This is a genomic window from Lysinibacillus sp. COL-1 (assembly GCF_059814265.1).
Window position 1 is genome coordinate 3,348,013 of record NZ_JCAWSJ010000004.1, and the last position, 18,361, is coordinate 3,366,373.

An 18,361-nucleotide genomic window follows, 5' to 3' on the forward strand; every position below is an offset into this window, starting at 1 on the left:
AACATTTACATTTTAATAAATTCCTTTTCAAATAAAGGCATTTCTATTTAGTTGGTGTTTCAAAAGCACTACCAATAGTGGCATCTTCCGGTAATACTAAAATTCCTTTTTCAGAAGGAGCATTAGGAATGGCTAATTCACGAGCTGAGCAAAGCATGCCGTAAGACTCAACACCACGTAAATTTCCTGCTTTAATGAGCATACCTGAAGGCATTACTGCACCAATTTTTGCAACCACTACCTTCTGACCTGCTTCTACATTAGGAGCACCACAAACAATTTGCAATGTCTCATCGCCTACATTTACGGAACAGATACTTAATTTATCAGCGTTTGGATGCTTGTCCTTTGTTTCCACATAACCCACCACAAATTTTGGAGAAAAGTCAACATCAAGGTTGATTGTAGCTCCATTTTTCTCGATGGCTGCAGTTAGTTGTGCTACTAGTTCTGGTGTCACTTCCACTAAGCCTCTTGCATCTGTTTGGATGTAGCTGCTTGCATTAAATAAATTAAACGCCTTTATTTCTCCTGTTTGTGCTTCTTTTAAAATAGCGATATCTCCAGCTCGTTCTACTACTGTTTTCACAATAGGCTCAGTTGCTAATTGAACTAGCAAGACATCTCCTACATGCTCTTTGTTGTAAAATACGTTCATTGTTTTTCTTGCTCCTTTTTCACTCTGTTTTTGGCTAAAATAAAGATTGGTTCTAGTTCCCCATCTTCATAAATAAAAGATAATGATGTGATCGGTACTATACCGACAGTAAAGAAATGCATCGTCATCTGTGCTAATACATCATACCCTGTTTCATTGCGAATATCACCTATAATTAACACATCTTGATGTGGCACAGACAATGTCATATCGCCTTCCACCAGTGCTCGCATGTCTGTCAAAAAACTCTCATTTAAAATACGGCTAGCATCGTAGCCATCATTCACATTGACAAAATAAAATAGATTACCTGCTACCTCATCCTTTTTATATGCGGTTGGTAATTGCTTTACTGAAAAGCGTGCCATTTCTCGAATTTGCTCTACCGTTAATTGTAATGCTTCTAGCATGGATTCATCAATAAAACGATAGGTTTTACCCAAATCGAGCGCATAAAAAATACGTGTCTCCGCTGTATGCTCAGTTGTAATAAACGCATGTCCTTCTTTAGATGCTTGGGGATAAGAAGTCGCACGTATAATAGGATAAATTTGTGTAGTCGTTTGAAAGCCTTGTTCTTTTTCTTGCTCCATCGCATTAAAAGTCTGCTCAATCGTATAGACAACTTCCTCAATCGCTGCCTCTTGCTTATCATTGTATTTTGCTAAGATACCAGGTAATGAGAGCTCCATTCCTTTGTCAATCGTCTTATGATTCAATCGTAATTTATCATGCTTTTTATCAAAATGAAATTCGTATTTCTCTTCATTCAATCGTTTTTTTAATAGCTCTATCAGTTGTTCTGATTTCAATTGCTTCATTTTTCTCACATCCTGACTTCAAAATGAAACGGCTCACATGTTTGTGAACCGTCTGTTCAATCCAATCTATTTACTTCATTTTAACCGAATGTACAATTTTCGTCATCTCACGCAAATTAGTTTCAATATGTTTGGTCTGAGAAATCGTTGTCATTTTCACGCCGCCGCTACTAACAATGAGCTCCATCTCATTTTTATCTTCCGTCTTTAGAACCGCAGTGAAGCCAAAACGACCATTCTTGTCATAAGTTAACTCTTCGATAATTTTGTCCGCTTCATTTTCTTTTAAAAGATTATAATAAAGTTTACTGTCTTGTGCTTCTTCATCATTAATAAAAAGAATATAGCTTTCTTTTCCTTTTGAAATCACAATATTATAAGCATCTGAACTGTCTTCAACTTTAAAGTTTGAAGGTAAGTATAATTTGATATCTCCAATTTTCTCCGTATGTTCTTCTGGCTCTTCAGCAAAAACCGTCTCCGTTAATTGGAGCCCATTCGCAATTTGGTCATCAATCGATTGATTACAGCCAGAAAGGACCAGAAGTAAAAGCATCAGGCCGATAGTTTTTAGCCAGGTAAACGACATGTTCCTCTTCCTTTCTCTGCTAACTTTTTTCTATTTTAAAAAAATTATTCATCAGATGCAACCTAACTGCATGCTGAATACTAATTCTATTTAACTATTTTTGTGAAAATGTGAACAAATATTGACCAACCAATAGTGATACAATATGCTCAAACATCATCTGTCGACTCACCAAACCTTGCGTAAAAATACCTACAGCACCTGCACCTTGACGAATATCTCGACGTTTTGTGTATTGCTCCATAATAGGGCCAAGTTCTCCACCACCTCTTATTTCCTGGGCAATTTCTTTTGGTAATATAATTTGTGCACCAGCAGCTGTGAAAATTGTTCCATCAGAAACTGTTAATGCACCCCAATTACAAACATACATTTCATCATCTATTTCAGTTACGCCACCCTCTAAGCCAAATGCGAATTGTGCACCTGTTGTGTTCATGGCGTTTTTTGCACGATTAATCGCCCCTAGTCTCGTTTCTTCATTACTTATTGGTTGATCTGACACTTCAGAAGCAGCTTTCACATGCGTAAAGATGGCATCTTCAAAATATTGTCGAGCAATTACTTCAACTGCCTCTGTCTTCGCTTTATTCATTGTCCCAATGGCTATATTCATCTAATCCCCACTTTCTTTCCATAGAAAAAGATGCCTCTAAAAGGCATCTTGTTAACTTCTTATACATTAGCGCGAATTGTCTCTAATGTCGAACGATCTGCTTTTTTCACTAATTCAACAATTAATGCCTTGGCAGCTGCGTAATCATCAATATGAATAATGGACGCTGACGTGTGAATATAGCGTGAGCAAACACCAATAACAGCGCTTGGAACACCATCATTTGCTGTATGTACTCGCCCTGCGTCAGTTCCTCCCTGAGATACAAAGTACTGGTAAGGAATATGATTTGATTCGGCAGTATCTAAAATAAATTCTCGCATACCACGATGTGTGACCATTGTGCGGTCTAAAATACGAAGTAATGTACCTTTGCCAAGCTGTCCAAATTGATTTTTTTCTCCCGACGTATCGTTGGCAGGAGAAGCATCTAATGCGAAGAATAAATCTGGTTTAATCATATTTGCTGATACTTGAGCACCACGTAAACCTACTTCCTCCATAACATTTGCGCCTGAATATAAATGCGATCCTAGTTTTTCATTTTGTACTTCTTTCATTAACTCAATCGCTAGACCACAGCCATAACGGTTATCCCAAGCCTTAGCCATAATTTTTTTCGGATTGGCCATTGGTGTAAATGGACAAATAGGAATGATAGATTGTCCTGGTCGAACACCCATACCCATTGCATCTTCTTTGTTGTCAGCGCCAACATCGATAAGCATATTTTTTATATCCATCGGCTTAGCACGTTCCGCATCTGTTAATAAATGCGGTGGAATAGATGAAACAACGCCAGGTATTGCGCCATTTTTTGTATAAACTTCTACACGCTGTGCAAGCATAACCTGGTTCCACCAGCCACCTAATGTTTGGAAACGGATCATGCCATTATCTGTAATAGAAGTAACCATAAATGCTACTTCATCCATATGTCCAGCAACCAACACTTTCGGCGCGTCAGCAACCTCACTGCGCTTGACACCAAAGATGCCCCCTAAATTATCTTGAACGATTTCATCCGAGTATTTTTCTAACTCAGAACGCATGAACGCACGTACAGCATGTTCATTCCCCGGAGCGCCTGGTAGTTCTGTTAATGTTTTAAATAATTGTAATGTTTCCTCATTCATGATGACTCTCTCCCCACGAAGTAGAATATTCTTCCTTGCCTATTGTAACACATTTATTTCCGAATTCGAAATATTGATACATTTCCTAAAACTGTTAAAGTGTGAACGTGCATTCACTCCATAGGCTATGCTAAAATATAGGTATAGAAAAAGGAGGAAAGATGTATGAAATTACGTGATTTTTTAATTGGTGTTGCAACTGGCTTAGCTGCCGCAGTCATTATTAAAGAAGCTAGTGAAAAAGTTTCTCCGTTCGTACCTGCAGGACAAGTACTTGAAAACATAAAAAGAGAGTTTAAAAAGGATGCACCGATTGACGGTTCTTGGATTTTTATGAAAACAGAAGATTTCACAAACGGTATTATGACTATCCCAGTATATCGCGGAGGAATCTCTCGTATGAATGAAGGGGAAATGCAGACTTTCGAGTTTGCTGCCGACGCACGCTCTGGTGTTGTCGTGGAACTAACAGAAGTTTAATCATGTATAGACAATAAGAAGCCATCTCCAATGAATGAGATGGCTTCTTATTGTTATTCGGATAAACCTTTATTATTAAAGTACTTTTTATACTTACGATAATAATTCAAGTTATTGAGCGTTAACTTCACCCAACGCTTCGTATTCATATCCTCATTAAAGTAAAGAGAGTTTGTATATTTGCCCTCACTAATTAATTTTTTTGCTTCTAGTTTAAGCTTTTCATTTGATGCATATTTGAATAATACGCCCTTAGGAATAATCATCCATAAATGTTTGTCCTGCACATATGTGACATCTTGCTCGATATTTAACATATGGTCATCAGCGACATACTTCATTAAATTATGACCACTTGCTGTTACATAGTAGCTAGAGCGACCATTACGTAAATTAATTTCAAATAGCTTATACTGCTTGTCTCGAATATCATATTTCATATCGAAATTTGCAAAGCCTGTATAACCGATATCCTCTAAGAAGAATCGTACTTGATCCATTAATTCTTTATCATAGGTTGTAACGATGGCTGCATAACTTCCGATTCCTTCAGGAGAATGTTCTTCTAGAATAGGATTACCTAGACACATCAGCTTTACTTTTCCATCTTTCCCTACGTAAGCATTTAACACACGCATATAAGAATCATCACCAGGAATAAATTCTTGGATAATCATAGTATCCTGATATGTTGAGCTATAAATCGCTTTTAATATGGCCGTTTTTTCCGCATCATCATGCGCAACAAATACTTTTTTCTTACCTGGGAATTTACATGCCCAATATTCTACAGAGTTTGAAGCTTTTAAAATAATAGGGTAATCAAATGGTGGTGTAAAGTTTTCATAGTTATCGGCTGTCACCGTTGTTGTACCTGGATATTTAAAATTATATTGATCACACATTTTATAGAAGTTTTCTTTCAATAAAATTTCATCCATCAACGATTCATCGATGTACGGTACAGTAAAATGCTCTTGTAACGCTGGCTTATTTTTAATAATCAGCTTAGCATAATCGTCTCCACATGCTAAAAGCAATAGTTTTTTATCAGCATATTTTTTTGCAACTTCTGCAAGTGCAGGTGCAAAAACATCTTGTTCATTTAAACGGTCTATTTCTTGAAATTGTAGGATATGGCTATCTTGAGTCGCTGTTAAATGAGAACGTCCTAAGACAAGTGGTTTAATACCATATGCTTCATAAAACGCGCGTGCCATACCATATGCATTCATATCTGATCCTAGTAAAACTGGTAAAAATGGTTGTTCAGTTGCCATGTTTATTTCAACTCTCTTTTGTATTTTAGTATCGTGTTAAGTGTATCATATTTTCTATCCTGTTCACGAACAAAAAAGCGAGGTAATTGACATTTTATATGTCAATTACCTCGGCCTTTGCTGGCGCTATTAAAATGTAATAACAGCTTGTCTACTACGTTCAAGCTTATTGACAATTTCTTTGCCCGTTTCATCCCATTTAATCATACGGTAATATGCATCGTGATAGAAAATAAAGCTATAGCTATTGGTAAGCGCCTCTTTTATAAGTCGCTCTTTGGCAAATACACTTGTCATTGGGTAATCATCATACGCTAATACCCATAATGGATTCTGGTGAGCATGTGTTGGCATAATATCCGCCATATGCAATAATACTTCACCATTTTGCGTTAGCTTGATAACAGCATGTCCCTCACTATGTCCACCTGTATGAATCATTTCGATCCCTGGTACCACTTCCAACGTATCTTCATAGGTTTCAACTAAGTGCTGCACTGGCTCCCAATTCTCTTTCCAATACGTATTTTTAGAGCGGATATTAGGATTACGCATTTCATCCCATTCAATTTTCGTAACAAAAATTTTGGCATTCGGAAAAGTTGGTACAAGTACATCCTCTTCCCATTGTGTTAAGCCACCAGCATGATCAAAATGTAAATGAGTCATTAACACTGCATCAATATCCGCTGTTGTTAACCCCAGTTCCTGTAAGCTTTCCGTTAATGAGGATTCCTCGGTTACACCAAAGTTTCGTAATTGTTTTTCGTTTAATTTATTAAAACCAACTCCTGTATCAATCAGGTAGTTTTTGCCCTCATATTGAATGAGAATGGGTTCTGTTGGTAATTCAATTTGATTTTTTTCATTGACTGGATATTTACGTGACCAAAGCGGCTTCGGTACAACACCAAACATTGCCCCGCCATCTAGGCACGTAACACCCCCGTTAAGCCATGTTAATGACATTTTGTGAAACTGTAACTGATCCATCCATATTCCCCCTACAATTTAATGATAAATTGTGATTCTAAGCGATAAATCGGCTGCCCTTTCGCAGAAAATTTCTCCTCATATTCCGTCATCACATTATCCTCTGGCATATTTGCATGTAGGTCGAGAGATACATACTTTAGTAACATACCATATTCAGACATACTGATTAAAGAATACTCGAACAGACCACGGTTATCCGTTTTAAAATGGACTTCCCCATTATCCACTAAAATCGACTCATATAATTTCAAAAAACCCTCGTGCGTTAAACGTCTTTTTGCATGACGTGTTTTTGGCCAAGGATCTGAGAAATTCAGGTATACACGTGATACATCATTTTTATCAAAGAATTTATATAAATCTGCGCCATTTACTTTTAGTAAGCGTAAATTCGCTGGAGATTTTGCCTCTAGCACTTTTTCTAGTGCACAAACAATCACACTATCATAAAGCTCAATGCCAATATAATTAATCGTTGGGTTTTGCAAAGCCATACCTGTAACAAATTGCCCTTTTCCAGAACCTACTTCAATATGGATAGGATTGTCATTTCCGAAAACAGACTGCCACTTTCCTTTAAAGTCTTCAGGATTTGGAATAATCACCTCTGGGTGATCTGTAATCATTTCCTCTGCCCAAGGCTTATTTCTTAATCTCAATGTTGTTCCTCATTTCTTTCTTGTGAAGTTATTGATTTTTTATAGTATAACGTATTCCCCTACAATTCGCATGAAATTATTGCACAATGATATTTTTAGGCATCTTTAGCAATAATCTGCCATGCATTTTGCTGTACTGTACAGTGTATAGGGATCCCTTGATTCACAACGCCCACGTAATTGCCATCCGTATGACAATCAACCTGATGAGCGCGTACACTCATATCAAAGTGTTGGCCCTGTAAAAAAGTAATTTCCTTAAATTTTGTATGCTTTTCAAAAAAAACAGTGATAAAAACAAATAATAATTTAATACGTGATATTCCATGGACAATCGTTATATCCACAAGGCCATCATCTGCTTTTGCAGCTGGTGATATTTTCATGCCTCCCCCGAAATAAGGCTGATTACTCATCGCTACAAACCATGCCTGCTGGAATTGCCATTCTTGTTCACCTGAACGAATCGTTACATCAAAACGCTCAAAGCGAAATAACCCTCTCATAACAGCTACAGCATAGGAAAGCTTTCCTAACCCAATTTTATTGAGATAAAATTTAAGACGAGATGTATTAATTGATTTTGTCACATAGGCATCGAAGCCTATACCCGCATTATTAACGAAAATTTCATTCCATTTATCACCGAGCTGAATAATTCCTGCATCCATCTGTGTATTGGCCATAGTGTTCCTTACATAGGCCTCTATTTGCCTCGCATGTTGAAAGCTTGGGAAAAAGCGGGCAAAATCATTGCCAGAGCCTGCTCGAACGACACCTATAATGACGTATTTATTATGTACAACACCACTAACTACCTCATGGATGGTGCCATCACCACCAACAACGACAAGTAACATGTGTTCTTGCTGTTGCTGAGCCCATTGTTTGGCTATTTCCTTTCCATGTCCTTCATATTCCGTAAAAGCTACTTGATAGGTGATCGTTAGTTGCTGTTGCAGCTGAAGCCAAACCCAAACCCTCTTGCCTTTCCCGTTTCCTGCTGCCTCATTGACAATAAATAATACCTGCATATATCAGTCCTCTGTTGGTTGTGGCGCTTGCTGCCAAATGTCTCGATTAAAGGAGGTTGTTTGGACAGTATTTAAAATTGTTTGAGCAGCCCGTATTTGCATATGCTTCATAGGAGAGGAAACTTTTCTCAACTGCTCTATCCATTCGTGGTAATTTCGACGATCAACAAAGCGAATCCCAAATGGTGCACCAGGATAATCAAAATAACCATTCCGAGTTAGCACAACTTTACGGATAGGCATATCTATATTCTCTTGTTTAAATAATTGCGATAGCACCGATTCCATCCGCCCTAAATTAATTGTTGGATTCAGTACTTTAACGTCCTTAGTTCCCACTTTCTTCATCCAGAAGCGATCACTCCCACCTACATAGACAGCTTGATTTTCAGCTTCTAACACCGTAATACAAATACATTCTGTTGGTGACATGAGTACTACATCAAGCTCAATAGGGGCTTTTCTTATTTGTAGAATAGGATAATAAAACAACAAATAGTTATCTGGTAACGTTTGCAATAATGTACGTAGTAAAGAGTCACGCATGAAACGAGGATCTACATATGATTTTTCACGTAATGTTGAACTAGCCCATTTCATTTGAAAATGGAAAAATTGATCGATAAACATTCGTTTCAGCTCATGGATGGATTGTGGTGCAAACACAATTTTAGGTTCAAATGTGAGCGTCGTTTCTTCTTCTGGAATGGTATCTTCATCACTGACAAGCTCGTTGGATATTTCTAGTTTTTCAACATCCTCAGTTGCTTCCTTTTGGCGGCCAGCAAAGATTTTTTTGAAGAAGGAAAACCGTTCCTTTTCTTCGAAGGCATTTGTTTCTGCCTCATTGTCGTCATGTTGCCATTCGCTTATATCCTCTCCCAATTCCCACTGACGCTTAATGCGCTCCCACTGACTTTTCTTTAAGCGCACAAATTGAGTTGGATATCTCGCTAAATCAATTTGATAGCGTGAAATATAATCTTGTAATTTCACCAATTGTGCCATGTAAAGGTCACTCCATTCTTACTCACCATATCTATATTTCTTTTTATCTTGATTCAGCAATTGTTTTTTGTACTAAAAGCGTGTGTTCAAACGCTCGCTGAAATAGGGAGAACACTGTCAAAAAGCATCATGCCCTGAAGCAATGACGACTTGATCTACTCCATGTTGTCCCGAATTCCCCGACGAATGTTACAACCTTTAAGAGAAGATAGTTAACTGCTATCACAGCACAGGATGGCTTGAGGTTAACTTCTTACTTGCAGGCTTGAAAAAATTTAGACACTATTACACCGAGGCATCATGGATTACGATTGCTTTAGTAGAAAAAGAGGCAATTGTATACATTACATCGACATTTGTTCTACGAATTTCAATCTGTAAAATTATTCTTTCCTATCCTTTTTATTTTACATGACGACACTCAACATTACATCCATAAAAAAGAGAACTATCCTTATTGGTAGTTCTCTAAAATGTTTTTTATTTTGTATTTGAAGAAAGTGGTAATTTCGCTTCAAAAGCTTGTTGCAATTGACGTGTCCAGTCTCCTGGTACACCAGCACCAATTTGGTTTCCATCAACATCCACTACAGGCGTCACTTCAGAAGATACAGACGAAACAATGATTTCATCCATCGTTAATAAATCCGCTTTTGTCATCGGCTCTTCCACGACAGGTAAATTAATTTCCTCTGCACATTTTAAAATGACTTGACGGGTAATGCCATTTAAAATGAAGTTATTCGCTGGATGTGTATAAAGCTTGCCGTCTTTAATACCATAAACATTCGCTGATGAGCATTCTGTCACGATATCCCCACGATGTAATATCGCTTCATAGCAACCTTTTTCAGCAGCCTCTTGCTTTGCTAATACGGCACCAAGTAGGTTTAAAGATTTGATATCACAGCGTAACCAACGAATATCCTCAACAAAAGTAGCCTTTACCCCTTTTTCAAAGTTTTCATATGCACGTTCACCCTCTTTAACATTACCAGTTAATACAGCTGGAACACTCGCATCTGGGAAAACATGATTACGGGCATTAGCACCACGTGTAATTTGGAAGTATACATGCCCTGTATCTAGATTATTTTTTTCAATTAGCTCATGTAATAATTTGTGTAAAACGTCCTTTGTATAAGGAATAACAAGACGAATTTTTTCGGCGCTTGCATAGAAACGATCAATATGCTCTTGTGCTGTAAACATATTTCCGTTATAAACTTTGATTACCTCATAAATGCCGTCACCGAATTGATAACCTCGGTCTTCTGGAGATATCACAATCGATCCTTCTTCAACAATTTGATCATTCCATAATGAATATGCCATGTTTTGTTCATCCTTTTCGTCTTTTAGTTATTTTTTTCCTGCAAGTTCAACAATTGCTTCAGCATAAATTGCTGCAGCTTTAACGAGATTTTCAACGACAACAAACTCATCTGCACGATGCGCTACATCTGGCTCTCCCGGAAACAGCATGCCAAATGCCACACCTTTTTTCATCACACGTGCATACGTCCCACCACCTGTCGATAATAGAGGTGTTTCTCTATCACCCGTTTGGCGTCTATAAATAGCTGCTAATGTTTGGATAAATGGATCATCTTCACTGACATAATGCGGTTTGGAGTCGTCTTGAATATCTAGTGAGAACCCTTTTTCCACCGTTAAGCGTTGAGCCGCCGTTATTTTTTCATCGAATGGGTAGGACACAGAATAGCGCATACTAATTACTAAACTGCCACCTTTATGAACATCATAGCTGACGATACCTGGATTTAATGTAGTTTTTCCTGACATTGCATCCTCAAACTGTAGCGCAAGCTGATGGCCGTAATGATCCTGATAAAAAACATGTGCGATAAAGTCAACAAATTGTTTACTTGCCTCTGTCGTCAACTCTTGTTGTAAAAATGCTGCAAGATAAACAGCTGCATTAACACCTTTTTCTGGTTCCATTGCATGGGCTGCTTTACCTTTGATAGTTATTATATAGCGAGAGTCCTCCATTAATAAAGAGCCATCTAGCTGATTTTTGCTTAAAAATGTTTGAAAATTCTGTTCGAATGGCTCGGAGACATGCTGAATTGTTGCTTTCGCAAAATCAGGTACCATATTTGGGCGCTTTCCTGCATTAAATAGTAGTAGTTGTTCTTTCGTTGCATCACCTATTTTATTTTGAGAGAACACAAGCTCGGCAATGCCTTTTTCCGCATTGATGAGCGGGAAATCCGCATCTGGTGCAAAACCAATTGTCGGCATTTCCTCTTGTTTAAAATAGTGGTCGACACAGCGGAATCCTGTTTCTTCATCCGTACCAATAATCATTCGTACTCTTTTTTCTAATGGAATACCAGCTTCTTTCACAAGCTTCATAGCCATCCATGCCGCAATCGTAGGACCTTTATCGTCAATCGCACCACGTGCATATAACTTACCGTCTGCTACTGTACCGCTGAATGGTGGGTATGTCCAGTCAGCTTCGTCTCCAACCGGTACAACATCAACATGACATAAAATACCAAGTAATTCTTCACCTGAACCCATTTCAATATGCCCAGCATAATTATCAACATTTTTCGTTTGTAAGCCTTCGTTCTGACCTTTTGCTAGTAACCATTCAAGCGCTTGAAGTGGACCATCTCCAAATGGTACTTCAGTAGTTATTGTATCCTCATCAAGAACACTATTAATTTGCACAAGCTCCTGTAACTCTTGTATCAATTCATCTTGCCTTTCTTTTGCAGCCTGTAACCAATCCATACCATATACCTCCTTCAAAGTATCAACATTATTCTACACCTTACAACATATATGACAATCAGCTTTCTGACAACTATTTTCAGTAACTTCTACTGACACTACCACATATAGCATGTTTTTCACGTATTCCCACAAAATACAGTATAAAATTTATGTTTCAAATGTAAATTTCTCTTGCATTCACTAGAAAATTAAGTAGTTTTTCTATATAATGAAGTTATCAGAATAATTGTTCTGACTATAAAATTAGAAAAGGGGATGTCTAAGGCAGCTACTTATTAGCCTAAGTGCACTCCGCACATATTGTCGTCCGCTAGTCTTTGCCAAGAGAATTAAGATGAAGGAGTGGTTCATTTAATGAAACCAACTACTGATCGAATGCTTAATCGTATTAAAGACGTGTACATGTTTATTTTAGACAAAGGAACCGTGTCTACACAGGATTTAGTCGAAGAGTTTAGTATCACTCCTCGCACCGTTCAAAGAGATTTGAACGTGTTAGCCTTTAACGATTTGGTAATGAGTCCAAGTCGAGGCAAATGGACAACGACGAAGAAAAAAGTAAAAATGACGTCTTAGTTTTACGTTTTGTACGTAAAGCATTGTGTATGGAAAAAGAATGACCTTTCGTCGGGGTCATTCTTTTTTGTCGTTATAAGCGTATTAGATTTTTTTATGGCTTATTGGAAGGGCCAGTCATTTCACTATTGTGCATTCAAAACATACCCTTTATGCTCCATACTTACAGAAAAATTTCCCTATGTGCTCCTTCAAGATTATTTTGACTATTTACAGTTGCTTAACAATCCGTTAAACTCGAAACATTCTAAATGTTGAGAGGAGGATTTTATTTGAAATTGTCAACGTACTTTCATCCATTAGTTTGGATTATCTTAGGCGGAACAATATTTACACGTATTGCAAGCTTTATGGCAATGCCTTTTTTAGCTATTTATCTACATAATGAAATTCAAGCCTCCCCTTTACAAATTGGGTTGACGATTGGAATTGCGCCACTTATTTCCACTATTGGTGGATTTTTTGGTGGTTATCTAACAGATCGCTTTGGTCGAAAAAGTGTTATTTTACTAACGATTATTGTTTGGAGCCTTGTATTTTTCGGCTTTGCAACTGTTCATACCGTATGGCTCTTTGTCCTATTCAATGCCTTGAATGGTCTTTGTCGTTCATTTTTTGAACCTTCCACACAGGCATTAATGATTGATTTTACACCTGCTGATAAACGAAAAAGACTATTTTCGTTACGTTATACAGCCATTAATATTGCAGCGGTCATCGGCCCTATTATCGGTGTGTACATCTCACAGCTATCAAGTCCAAGTATCCCCTTTATGCTGACAGGTATTATGTATATCATTTATGCTGTATTTTTATTTTTCGTGTTAAACCGTTATCAAATGCAACAACCTAAAGCTGTCACTCAAACAAAAATACTAAGTACATTCACAATTTTATTAACAAATCGTGTACTACTTAGCTTTATTTTAGGTGCCATCCTAATCAATATAGGATACTCTCAATTTGATTCTACATTACCACAAATCATTGAATTAAAAATCGAGGAAGGTGCGAAACTTTATTCGCTATTAATCTCTCTCAATGCAGCGGTTGTCTTATTATTACAATTACCAATAAGCATTGTATCAGAGCGGTTTTCATCGTCCGCAACATTATTGGTAGGTATACTGTTCTTTGCAATTGGTCTATTTTTATTCGGATTCTCCAATAATTATACGCTCTATATCATCGCCATGATTATTTTTACAATAGGTGAGATTTTTGCCTTCCCAACAATGAATGTTATGATTGATGAAATTGCACCAGATACACAAAAAGCAACTTATTTGGGCGCTGCGCAATTTAAAAATTTAGGCGGCTTTATTGGACCCATAATAGGTGGTTGGTTATTGACTCATTATATGAATGCTATGTTTGCTGTCATCGCCATTCTTGTATTATGTAGTTGTTTCTTTTATAGATCCAAAACGACAACGCATTAAAAAACGCTCCATTGCTATCATTGGCTAATGATAGAATGGAGCGTTTTTTTAAATACTATAGTCTTCGTCAGCAGCGACCTCAGCATAACTAGAATATTGATCTTTACCTGCATTTTTAGATTGATATAGTGCCTTATCCGCCCGTTCAAATAAGCTCATTTCTGTCTCTTCAACATGATGATAAATGGCGCCACCCATGCTGACAGATAATACGGACCATTTTTCACTAGCATATCCCTCATATTTTACGGTTCTGATTTGAGTCAAAATGGCCTCTGCAATTTGTTGCATCTGTTGTTCTGTCGTATCGTACAAGACAATAGCAAATTCATCTTCACCGAATCTCACGACAAAGCCATTGTTTTTCACTACATGCTTTAAAATCATGGCTGTTTCAATCAGGATACGATCCCCTTCCACATGCCCAAATTGATCATTTACTTGCTTAAAATTATCCAAGTCGATTAACAACAAACCAGGCACATTCATTTTTCGTTTTTTTAATAAATTGTCAAACTTCCGAATATAGGTAGCACGATTATAGACACCCGTTAACGGATCGAATGTGGCAAGATAGATTGTTTTAGATAAAATTTTATTGATGACTAATAGCATAATAAATGCTGTTAGCAAGGCAATGGATAGTAAAATCCAAAATTGTTTTGTATTTTTTTGGAGCGCTTCTATTTTAGTAGAATTGACAAATTTCACATAAACAAGCCTTTTTGAAGACTCCCCTCTCACTGTCTCTGCTTCATAAGGCAAAAAAAGATGCGTTTCTATATAACCATGATGTAATGCTTTTTGAAATTCAACTGGCTCCATTTTTTTCTTCGCTAGCTCAAAATATTGCTGAAATTGTTTGGATTGATCTCGCACGGTGATCTTCTTCAATCTAGAATCATCAAAAAAAACTCCACCGGCGTTAATGATTTGCACTTCTACTAAATCCTCGTATTTAGCAATTAAGGATTCTGCGGTTTTCTCAAAATTAAAGGTTTGAAAGACTGGATCATTCAGTAAGTCTATGCCTAACTCAAGCAGATATTTCTTATCATGCGTTGCCAAATAGCCGAACTTTCGGTATTCTCCTGTCGTTGTCGAAATATCTATTCCATCTGTATAAAACTCACCACTAGCACGCCGCTCATCCAATAATGCCGAAAAACGCTGACAGCAGCTCGAAAAATCCAAACCAATATCTTTCTCAAATGTCGTGTAAATCACCTTGTTGGATTGATCTACTATGTAAATATCCATACCATGCTTCTGTTTCTTCTGTTGCAAATCCCAAGTTTCAATAGCAGGATTTTTGCGATAATCGTTTTGTAATTTTCTAAGTTCCTGTTCCATATTATCTGACATATTTTTATCAAAATAAAAATGAGCATTATCGATCGTTTGCATATCTGTCAGAATATGATTTTCAATTAATACTTTATTCATGGCCACTTGCTTCTCGATATCTGCCACTAGTATTTGTCTGTTGACATATGAAATGACAGCAACGAGTATGACTGCAAAAGCTATTAAAGATAGTAATAATTTTATACGCAGGTTCTTCATATATTTGTCCTCTACCTATTTTCACCATCATATTTTAAAAACTTTAGATAATGATAAGCTACATGAGTACATCACAGTAACTCATTCATATTATACCGTTACTGTCATCATACTGTATATAAAAAATCCCCGATGCTATAGTAGCACCGAGGATTGTGTTAATGATTGTTTTGTAAGCTGGCTAGCTCTTCTGCAGTTAGTTCACGATATTCACCTAATGCCAGCTTATCATCTAGGTGAAGATTCCCCATAGACAACCGCTTTAAATACGTTACACGTTTACCCACAGCCTCAAACATTCGTTTCACCTGATGAAATTTGCCTTCCTGAATTGTCAGCTCTATTTCTGATTGCTGTGCAGATTGTAGAATCACAAGCTTTCCAGGCTTTGTAACGTAGCCATCATCTAATTCCACGCCATGCGCAAATTTCTCGACATCTTCTTCCGTCACAACGCCCTCAATCTGTGCAAAATAAACCTTTGGCACATGTTTTTTCGGAGACAATAAATTATGGGCCAGCAAACCGTCATTGGTTAATAACAGTAACCCTTCTGTATCTTTGTCCAGCCGTCCAACTGGGAAAGGTTGAAAATGCTGATGCAATGGCTCTAATAATTCAATCACCGTTTCGTCTCTTAAATCTTCTGTTGCAGAAATAACATCAGGTGGCTTATTCATCATAAAATAGACAAACTCTGTATAAACAACGCGCTCTCCAAACACTGATACAATCTGCTGTTCTGGGTCTACATGTAGCGCTGCGTCTTTAACATAAGCACCATCCACTGTGACAGCCTTTTGCTTTAATAGCTGCTTCACTTCTTTACGGGAACCATACCCCATATTCGCTAGTAATTTATCTAAACGCATAGTACCACTCCTATTTCATTCCCAGTTTGCTCATAATGCGCGTTAATCGTTCACCCAATAACTTTTGTGCCAAACCTAAGCGCAGTGATAAAAAGCCGTAAACAGCCACACCAACACCCGCACAAATAATAGAGAATAGTAATGCTGAGAATTTACTATCTACTGGGCCCATAAGCAATTCCAATAATTTATGCACAACGAGCACGCTAATTGCCATTGCCATTGTCAATAAAGCAATCAACATAACACGACGAACAACCATTTCTGATCGATAATTCAATGTTTTTCGTAGCACAAGGATATTGATAAGAATCGATACACTATAGCCAATTGCAGTTGCCACAATGGCACCATCTGCCTCCAGCCAACGAATGAATGGAATATTTAACGCTAGCTTAACGAATATCCCTGATAATAAGCTGAAGACAATCCACTTTTGAAAATCAATCCCTTGTAACAACGCTGCTGTTACTTGGAATAATGCAAATAAAATCGCAACTGGTGCATAATGCGCTAATATAGTAGCACCCATTTCACTTTCTGAATAAAGCATGAAGTAGATTTCATTAGCTAAAAGAGAAATACCTACTACAGCTGGCAATGTAATAAAAATTAAAATTTGATAGGTTTTATCCATCGCATGGCGTAGCGATAAATACTCACCCTGTGTGTAATATTTTGTAATCGTCGGTACTAATGCCATTGAAAAGCCTGTCGCTAGCATGACCGGAATGATGACAACCTTATGTGTCATAAAGTTTATCATCGATAAATAAGTATCTGTCACTTCTGCTAAACCAATGGAAGTCATCGCCCCATTAAATGTAAGCATGTCAACTAATTGGAATAACGGGTTGGCTACTCCAACAAACACCATTGGTATGGAATAGGTAATCACTTCTTTATAAATATTGTACATCGGTAGCTGTGTAGACGTCACACTTTGGCTACGTAATAAGTTGAATTCAGGCTGATATTTTTTCCAGTAGTAATAAAGAACACCTAATCCACCGATTGCCCCAATAAAGGCAGCAAACACAGCAAACGAAATCGCTGTCTCTGGCTTCCCTTTGAACACCACAACGACTAAGAAAGAACCACCAAGTAACACAACAATTCGCACAATTTGTTCTACCAATTGAGAAACTGCCGTAGGCTCCATTTTGTCATAGCCTTGGAAGAAGCCGCGCCATAGACTCATAAATGGTACGACGATTAAGGCAAAGCTGACCCAGCGAATCACCGAAGCAATTTGTTCAACCGTAAAGACTTGTTCCTCACTTTTAATAACTAGCCCTGCTATCGGCGTTGCAAGCAGGAAGAGTGCGATAAATGCCCCGAAGCCTGTTACCATCATAATGAGTATGCCCGATTTCATCAGCTTGCGACCTGATTGATAGTCTCCCATTGCATTATACTTGGAGACAAATTTAGAGACGGCTATTGGCGCACCTGAAATAGCTATTGCCAACATAATAGAATAGGGAATATATGCATACTGATAAAGCGCAATGTTCTTTTCGCCAACAATTGCATAAAACGGAAAAATATAAATTAATCCGAGTACCTTCGATAAAAACATCCCCAGTGTTAATATCGCAGTACCTTTCATTAAATTGGACATCATACCCATCCATTCATTGTAAAATCAATATTAATATCGTAACACTTCAAGGATACTTATAAAACATTTTCGTTTCTGTTACTTCAAAGAAACCAACATGCAAGCGCTATCACCTTGTGAATAGCATAAGTAAACCAACTGTAATCTTAACATATTTATAGGAAATGAGACGCATAAATACACCAAAAAGTTCATTCAAAAATACCTGATGAAAAAAGACCTTAAAATAATC

Annotated in this window: 18 protein-coding genes; 3 read left to right on the forward strand and 15 right to left on the reverse strand. The window is 37.4% G+C overall.

The features are described from left to right. Positions 1-43 precede the first annotated feature (43 nt). The 5 genes from ytpR to AC6BKE_RS24720 all read right to left on the reverse strand — a co-directional run bounded on the left by ytpR (position 44) and on the right by AC6BKE_RS24720 (position 3,820). Entirely contained in the window at positions 44-658 is a 615-nt protein-coding gene (gene ytpR, locus AC6BKE_RS24700) for a YtpR family tRNA-binding protein (RefSeq protein WP_330492991.1), read from the reverse strand. Further along, complete coding sequence (locus AC6BKE_RS24705) at positions 655-1,479, reverse strand: DUF1444 domain-containing protein (protein ID WP_036118818.1); 825 nt, start codon at positions 1,477-1,479, stop codon at positions 655-657. The genes ytpR and AC6BKE_RS24705 overlap by 4 nt, the downstream gene beginning before the upstream one ends. 70 nt (positions 1,480-1,549) lie before the next feature. Next, positions 1,550-2,068 (reverse strand): hypothetical protein, encoded by a 519-nt coding sequence (locus AC6BKE_RS24710; protein ID WP_036118816.1) that lies wholly within the window; start codon positions 2,066-2,068, stop codon positions 1,550-1,552. A gap of 94 nt (positions 2,069-2,162) precedes the next feature. Then, complete coding sequence (locus tag AC6BKE_RS24715; RefSeq protein WP_036118814.1) at positions 2,163-2,684, reverse strand: DUF84 family protein; 522 nt, start codon at positions 2,682-2,684, stop codon at positions 2,163-2,165. 59 nt (positions 2,685-2,743) lie between these two features. Then, positions 2,744-3,820, reverse strand: coding sequence for a M42 family metallopeptidase (locus AC6BKE_RS24720; protein WP_036118812.1), 1,077 nt, complete (start codon positions 3,818-3,820; stop codon positions 2,744-2,746). A gap of 165 nt (positions 3,821-3,985) precedes the next feature. Here AC6BKE_RS24720 and AC6BKE_RS24725 point away from each other — a divergent pair, with 165 nt between their 5' ends. Next, positions 3,986-4,300: a peptidase M4 gene (locus AC6BKE_RS24725; RefSeq protein ID WP_036118810.1), complete on the forward strand. Its 315-nt coding sequence runs from the start codon at positions 3,986-3,988 to the stop codon at positions 4,298-4,300. 53 nt (positions 4,301-4,353) lie between these two features. Here the strand turns inward: AC6BKE_RS24725 and AC6BKE_RS24730 are convergent, their stop codons facing one another. The 7 genes from AC6BKE_RS24730 to pepV all read right to left on the reverse strand — a co-directional run bounded on the left by AC6BKE_RS24730 (position 4,354) and on the right by pepV (position 12,046). Next, a complete protein-coding gene (locus AC6BKE_RS24730; protein WP_036118808.1) occupies positions 4,354-5,580 on the reverse strand; it encodes a carboxylate--amine ligase in 1,227 nt (408 codons plus the stop codon). A 129-nt stretch (positions 5,581-5,709) separates the two neighbouring features. Then, positions 5,710-6,573, reverse strand: a complete 864-nt coding sequence (locus AC6BKE_RS24735; protein WP_036118806.1) for a YtnP family quorum-quenching lactonase — start codon at positions 6,571-6,573, stop codon at positions 5,710-5,712. A gap of 11 nt (positions 6,574-6,584) precedes the next feature. Next, complete coding sequence (gene trmB / locus AC6BKE_RS24740) at positions 6,585-7,235, reverse strand: tRNA (guanosine(46)-N7)-methyltransferase TrmB (protein WP_036118804.1); 651 nt, start codon at positions 7,233-7,235, stop codon at positions 6,585-6,587. Between the two features lie 95 nt (positions 7,236-7,330). Beyond that, entirely contained in the window at positions 7,331-8,269 is a 939-nt protein-coding gene (locus AC6BKE_RS24745) for a diacylglycerol/lipid kinase family protein (RefSeq protein WP_499858198.1), read from the reverse strand. A 3-nt stretch (positions 8,270-8,272) separates the two neighbouring features. Further along, positions 8,273-9,277, reverse strand: a complete 1,005-nt coding sequence (locus tag AC6BKE_RS24750; RefSeq protein WP_058845060.1) for a nuclease-related domain-containing protein — start codon at positions 9,275-9,277, stop codon at positions 8,273-8,275. Positions 9,278-9,757: 480 nt separating this feature from the next. Further along, complete coding sequence (gene dat, locus AC6BKE_RS24755) at positions 9,758-10,612, reverse strand: D-amino-acid transaminase (protein ID WP_340811902.1); 855 nt, start codon at positions 10,610-10,612, stop codon at positions 9,758-9,760. Positions 10,613-10,639: 27 nt separating this feature from the next. Continuing rightward, on the reverse strand, positions 10,640-12,046 hold the full coding sequence (pepV, locus tag AC6BKE_RS24760) for a dipeptidase PepV (protein ID WP_499858199.1): 1,407 nt from the start codon (positions 12,044-12,046) through the stop codon (positions 10,640-10,642). A gap of 357 nt (positions 12,047-12,403) precedes the next feature. On the opposite strand from pepV, the gene AC6BKE_RS24765 reads away from it, so the two are divergent. Continuing rightward, entirely contained in the window at positions 12,404-12,625 is a 222-nt protein-coding gene (locus AC6BKE_RS24765; protein ID WP_036118795.1) for a DeoR family transcriptional regulator, read from the forward strand. Positions 12,626-12,897: 272 nt separating this feature from the next. Next, complete coding sequence (locus AC6BKE_RS24770) at positions 12,898-14,067, forward strand: MDR family MFS transporter (protein WP_080717032.1); 1,170 nt, start codon at positions 12,898-12,900, stop codon at positions 14,065-14,067. 48 nt (positions 14,068-14,115) lie between these two features. On the opposite strand, the gene AC6BKE_RS24775 is transcribed toward AC6BKE_RS24770, so the two are convergent. From AC6BKE_RS24775 to AC6BKE_RS24785, 3 genes are all read right to left on the reverse strand, one after another. Next, on the reverse strand, positions 14,116-15,633 hold the full coding sequence (locus AC6BKE_RS24775; protein ID WP_499858200.1) for a GGDEF domain-containing protein: 1,518 nt from the start codon (positions 15,631-15,633) through the stop codon (positions 14,116-14,118). 158 nt (positions 15,634-15,791) lie between these two features. Next, on the reverse strand, positions 15,792-16,505 hold the full coding sequence (locus AC6BKE_RS24780; RefSeq protein WP_036118789.1) for a pseudouridine synthase: 714 nt from the start codon (positions 16,503-16,505) through the stop codon (positions 15,792-15,794). Between the two features lie 10 nt (positions 16,506-16,515). Next, positions 16,516-18,129 carry a putative polysaccharide biosynthesis protein gene (locus tag AC6BKE_RS24785; RefSeq protein ID WP_342545298.1) on the reverse strand — a complete coding sequence of 538 codons (1,614 nt, stop codon included), beginning with the start codon at positions 18,127-18,129 and terminating at the stop codon, positions 16,516-16,518. Positions 18,130-18,361: the final 232 nt, after the last annotated feature.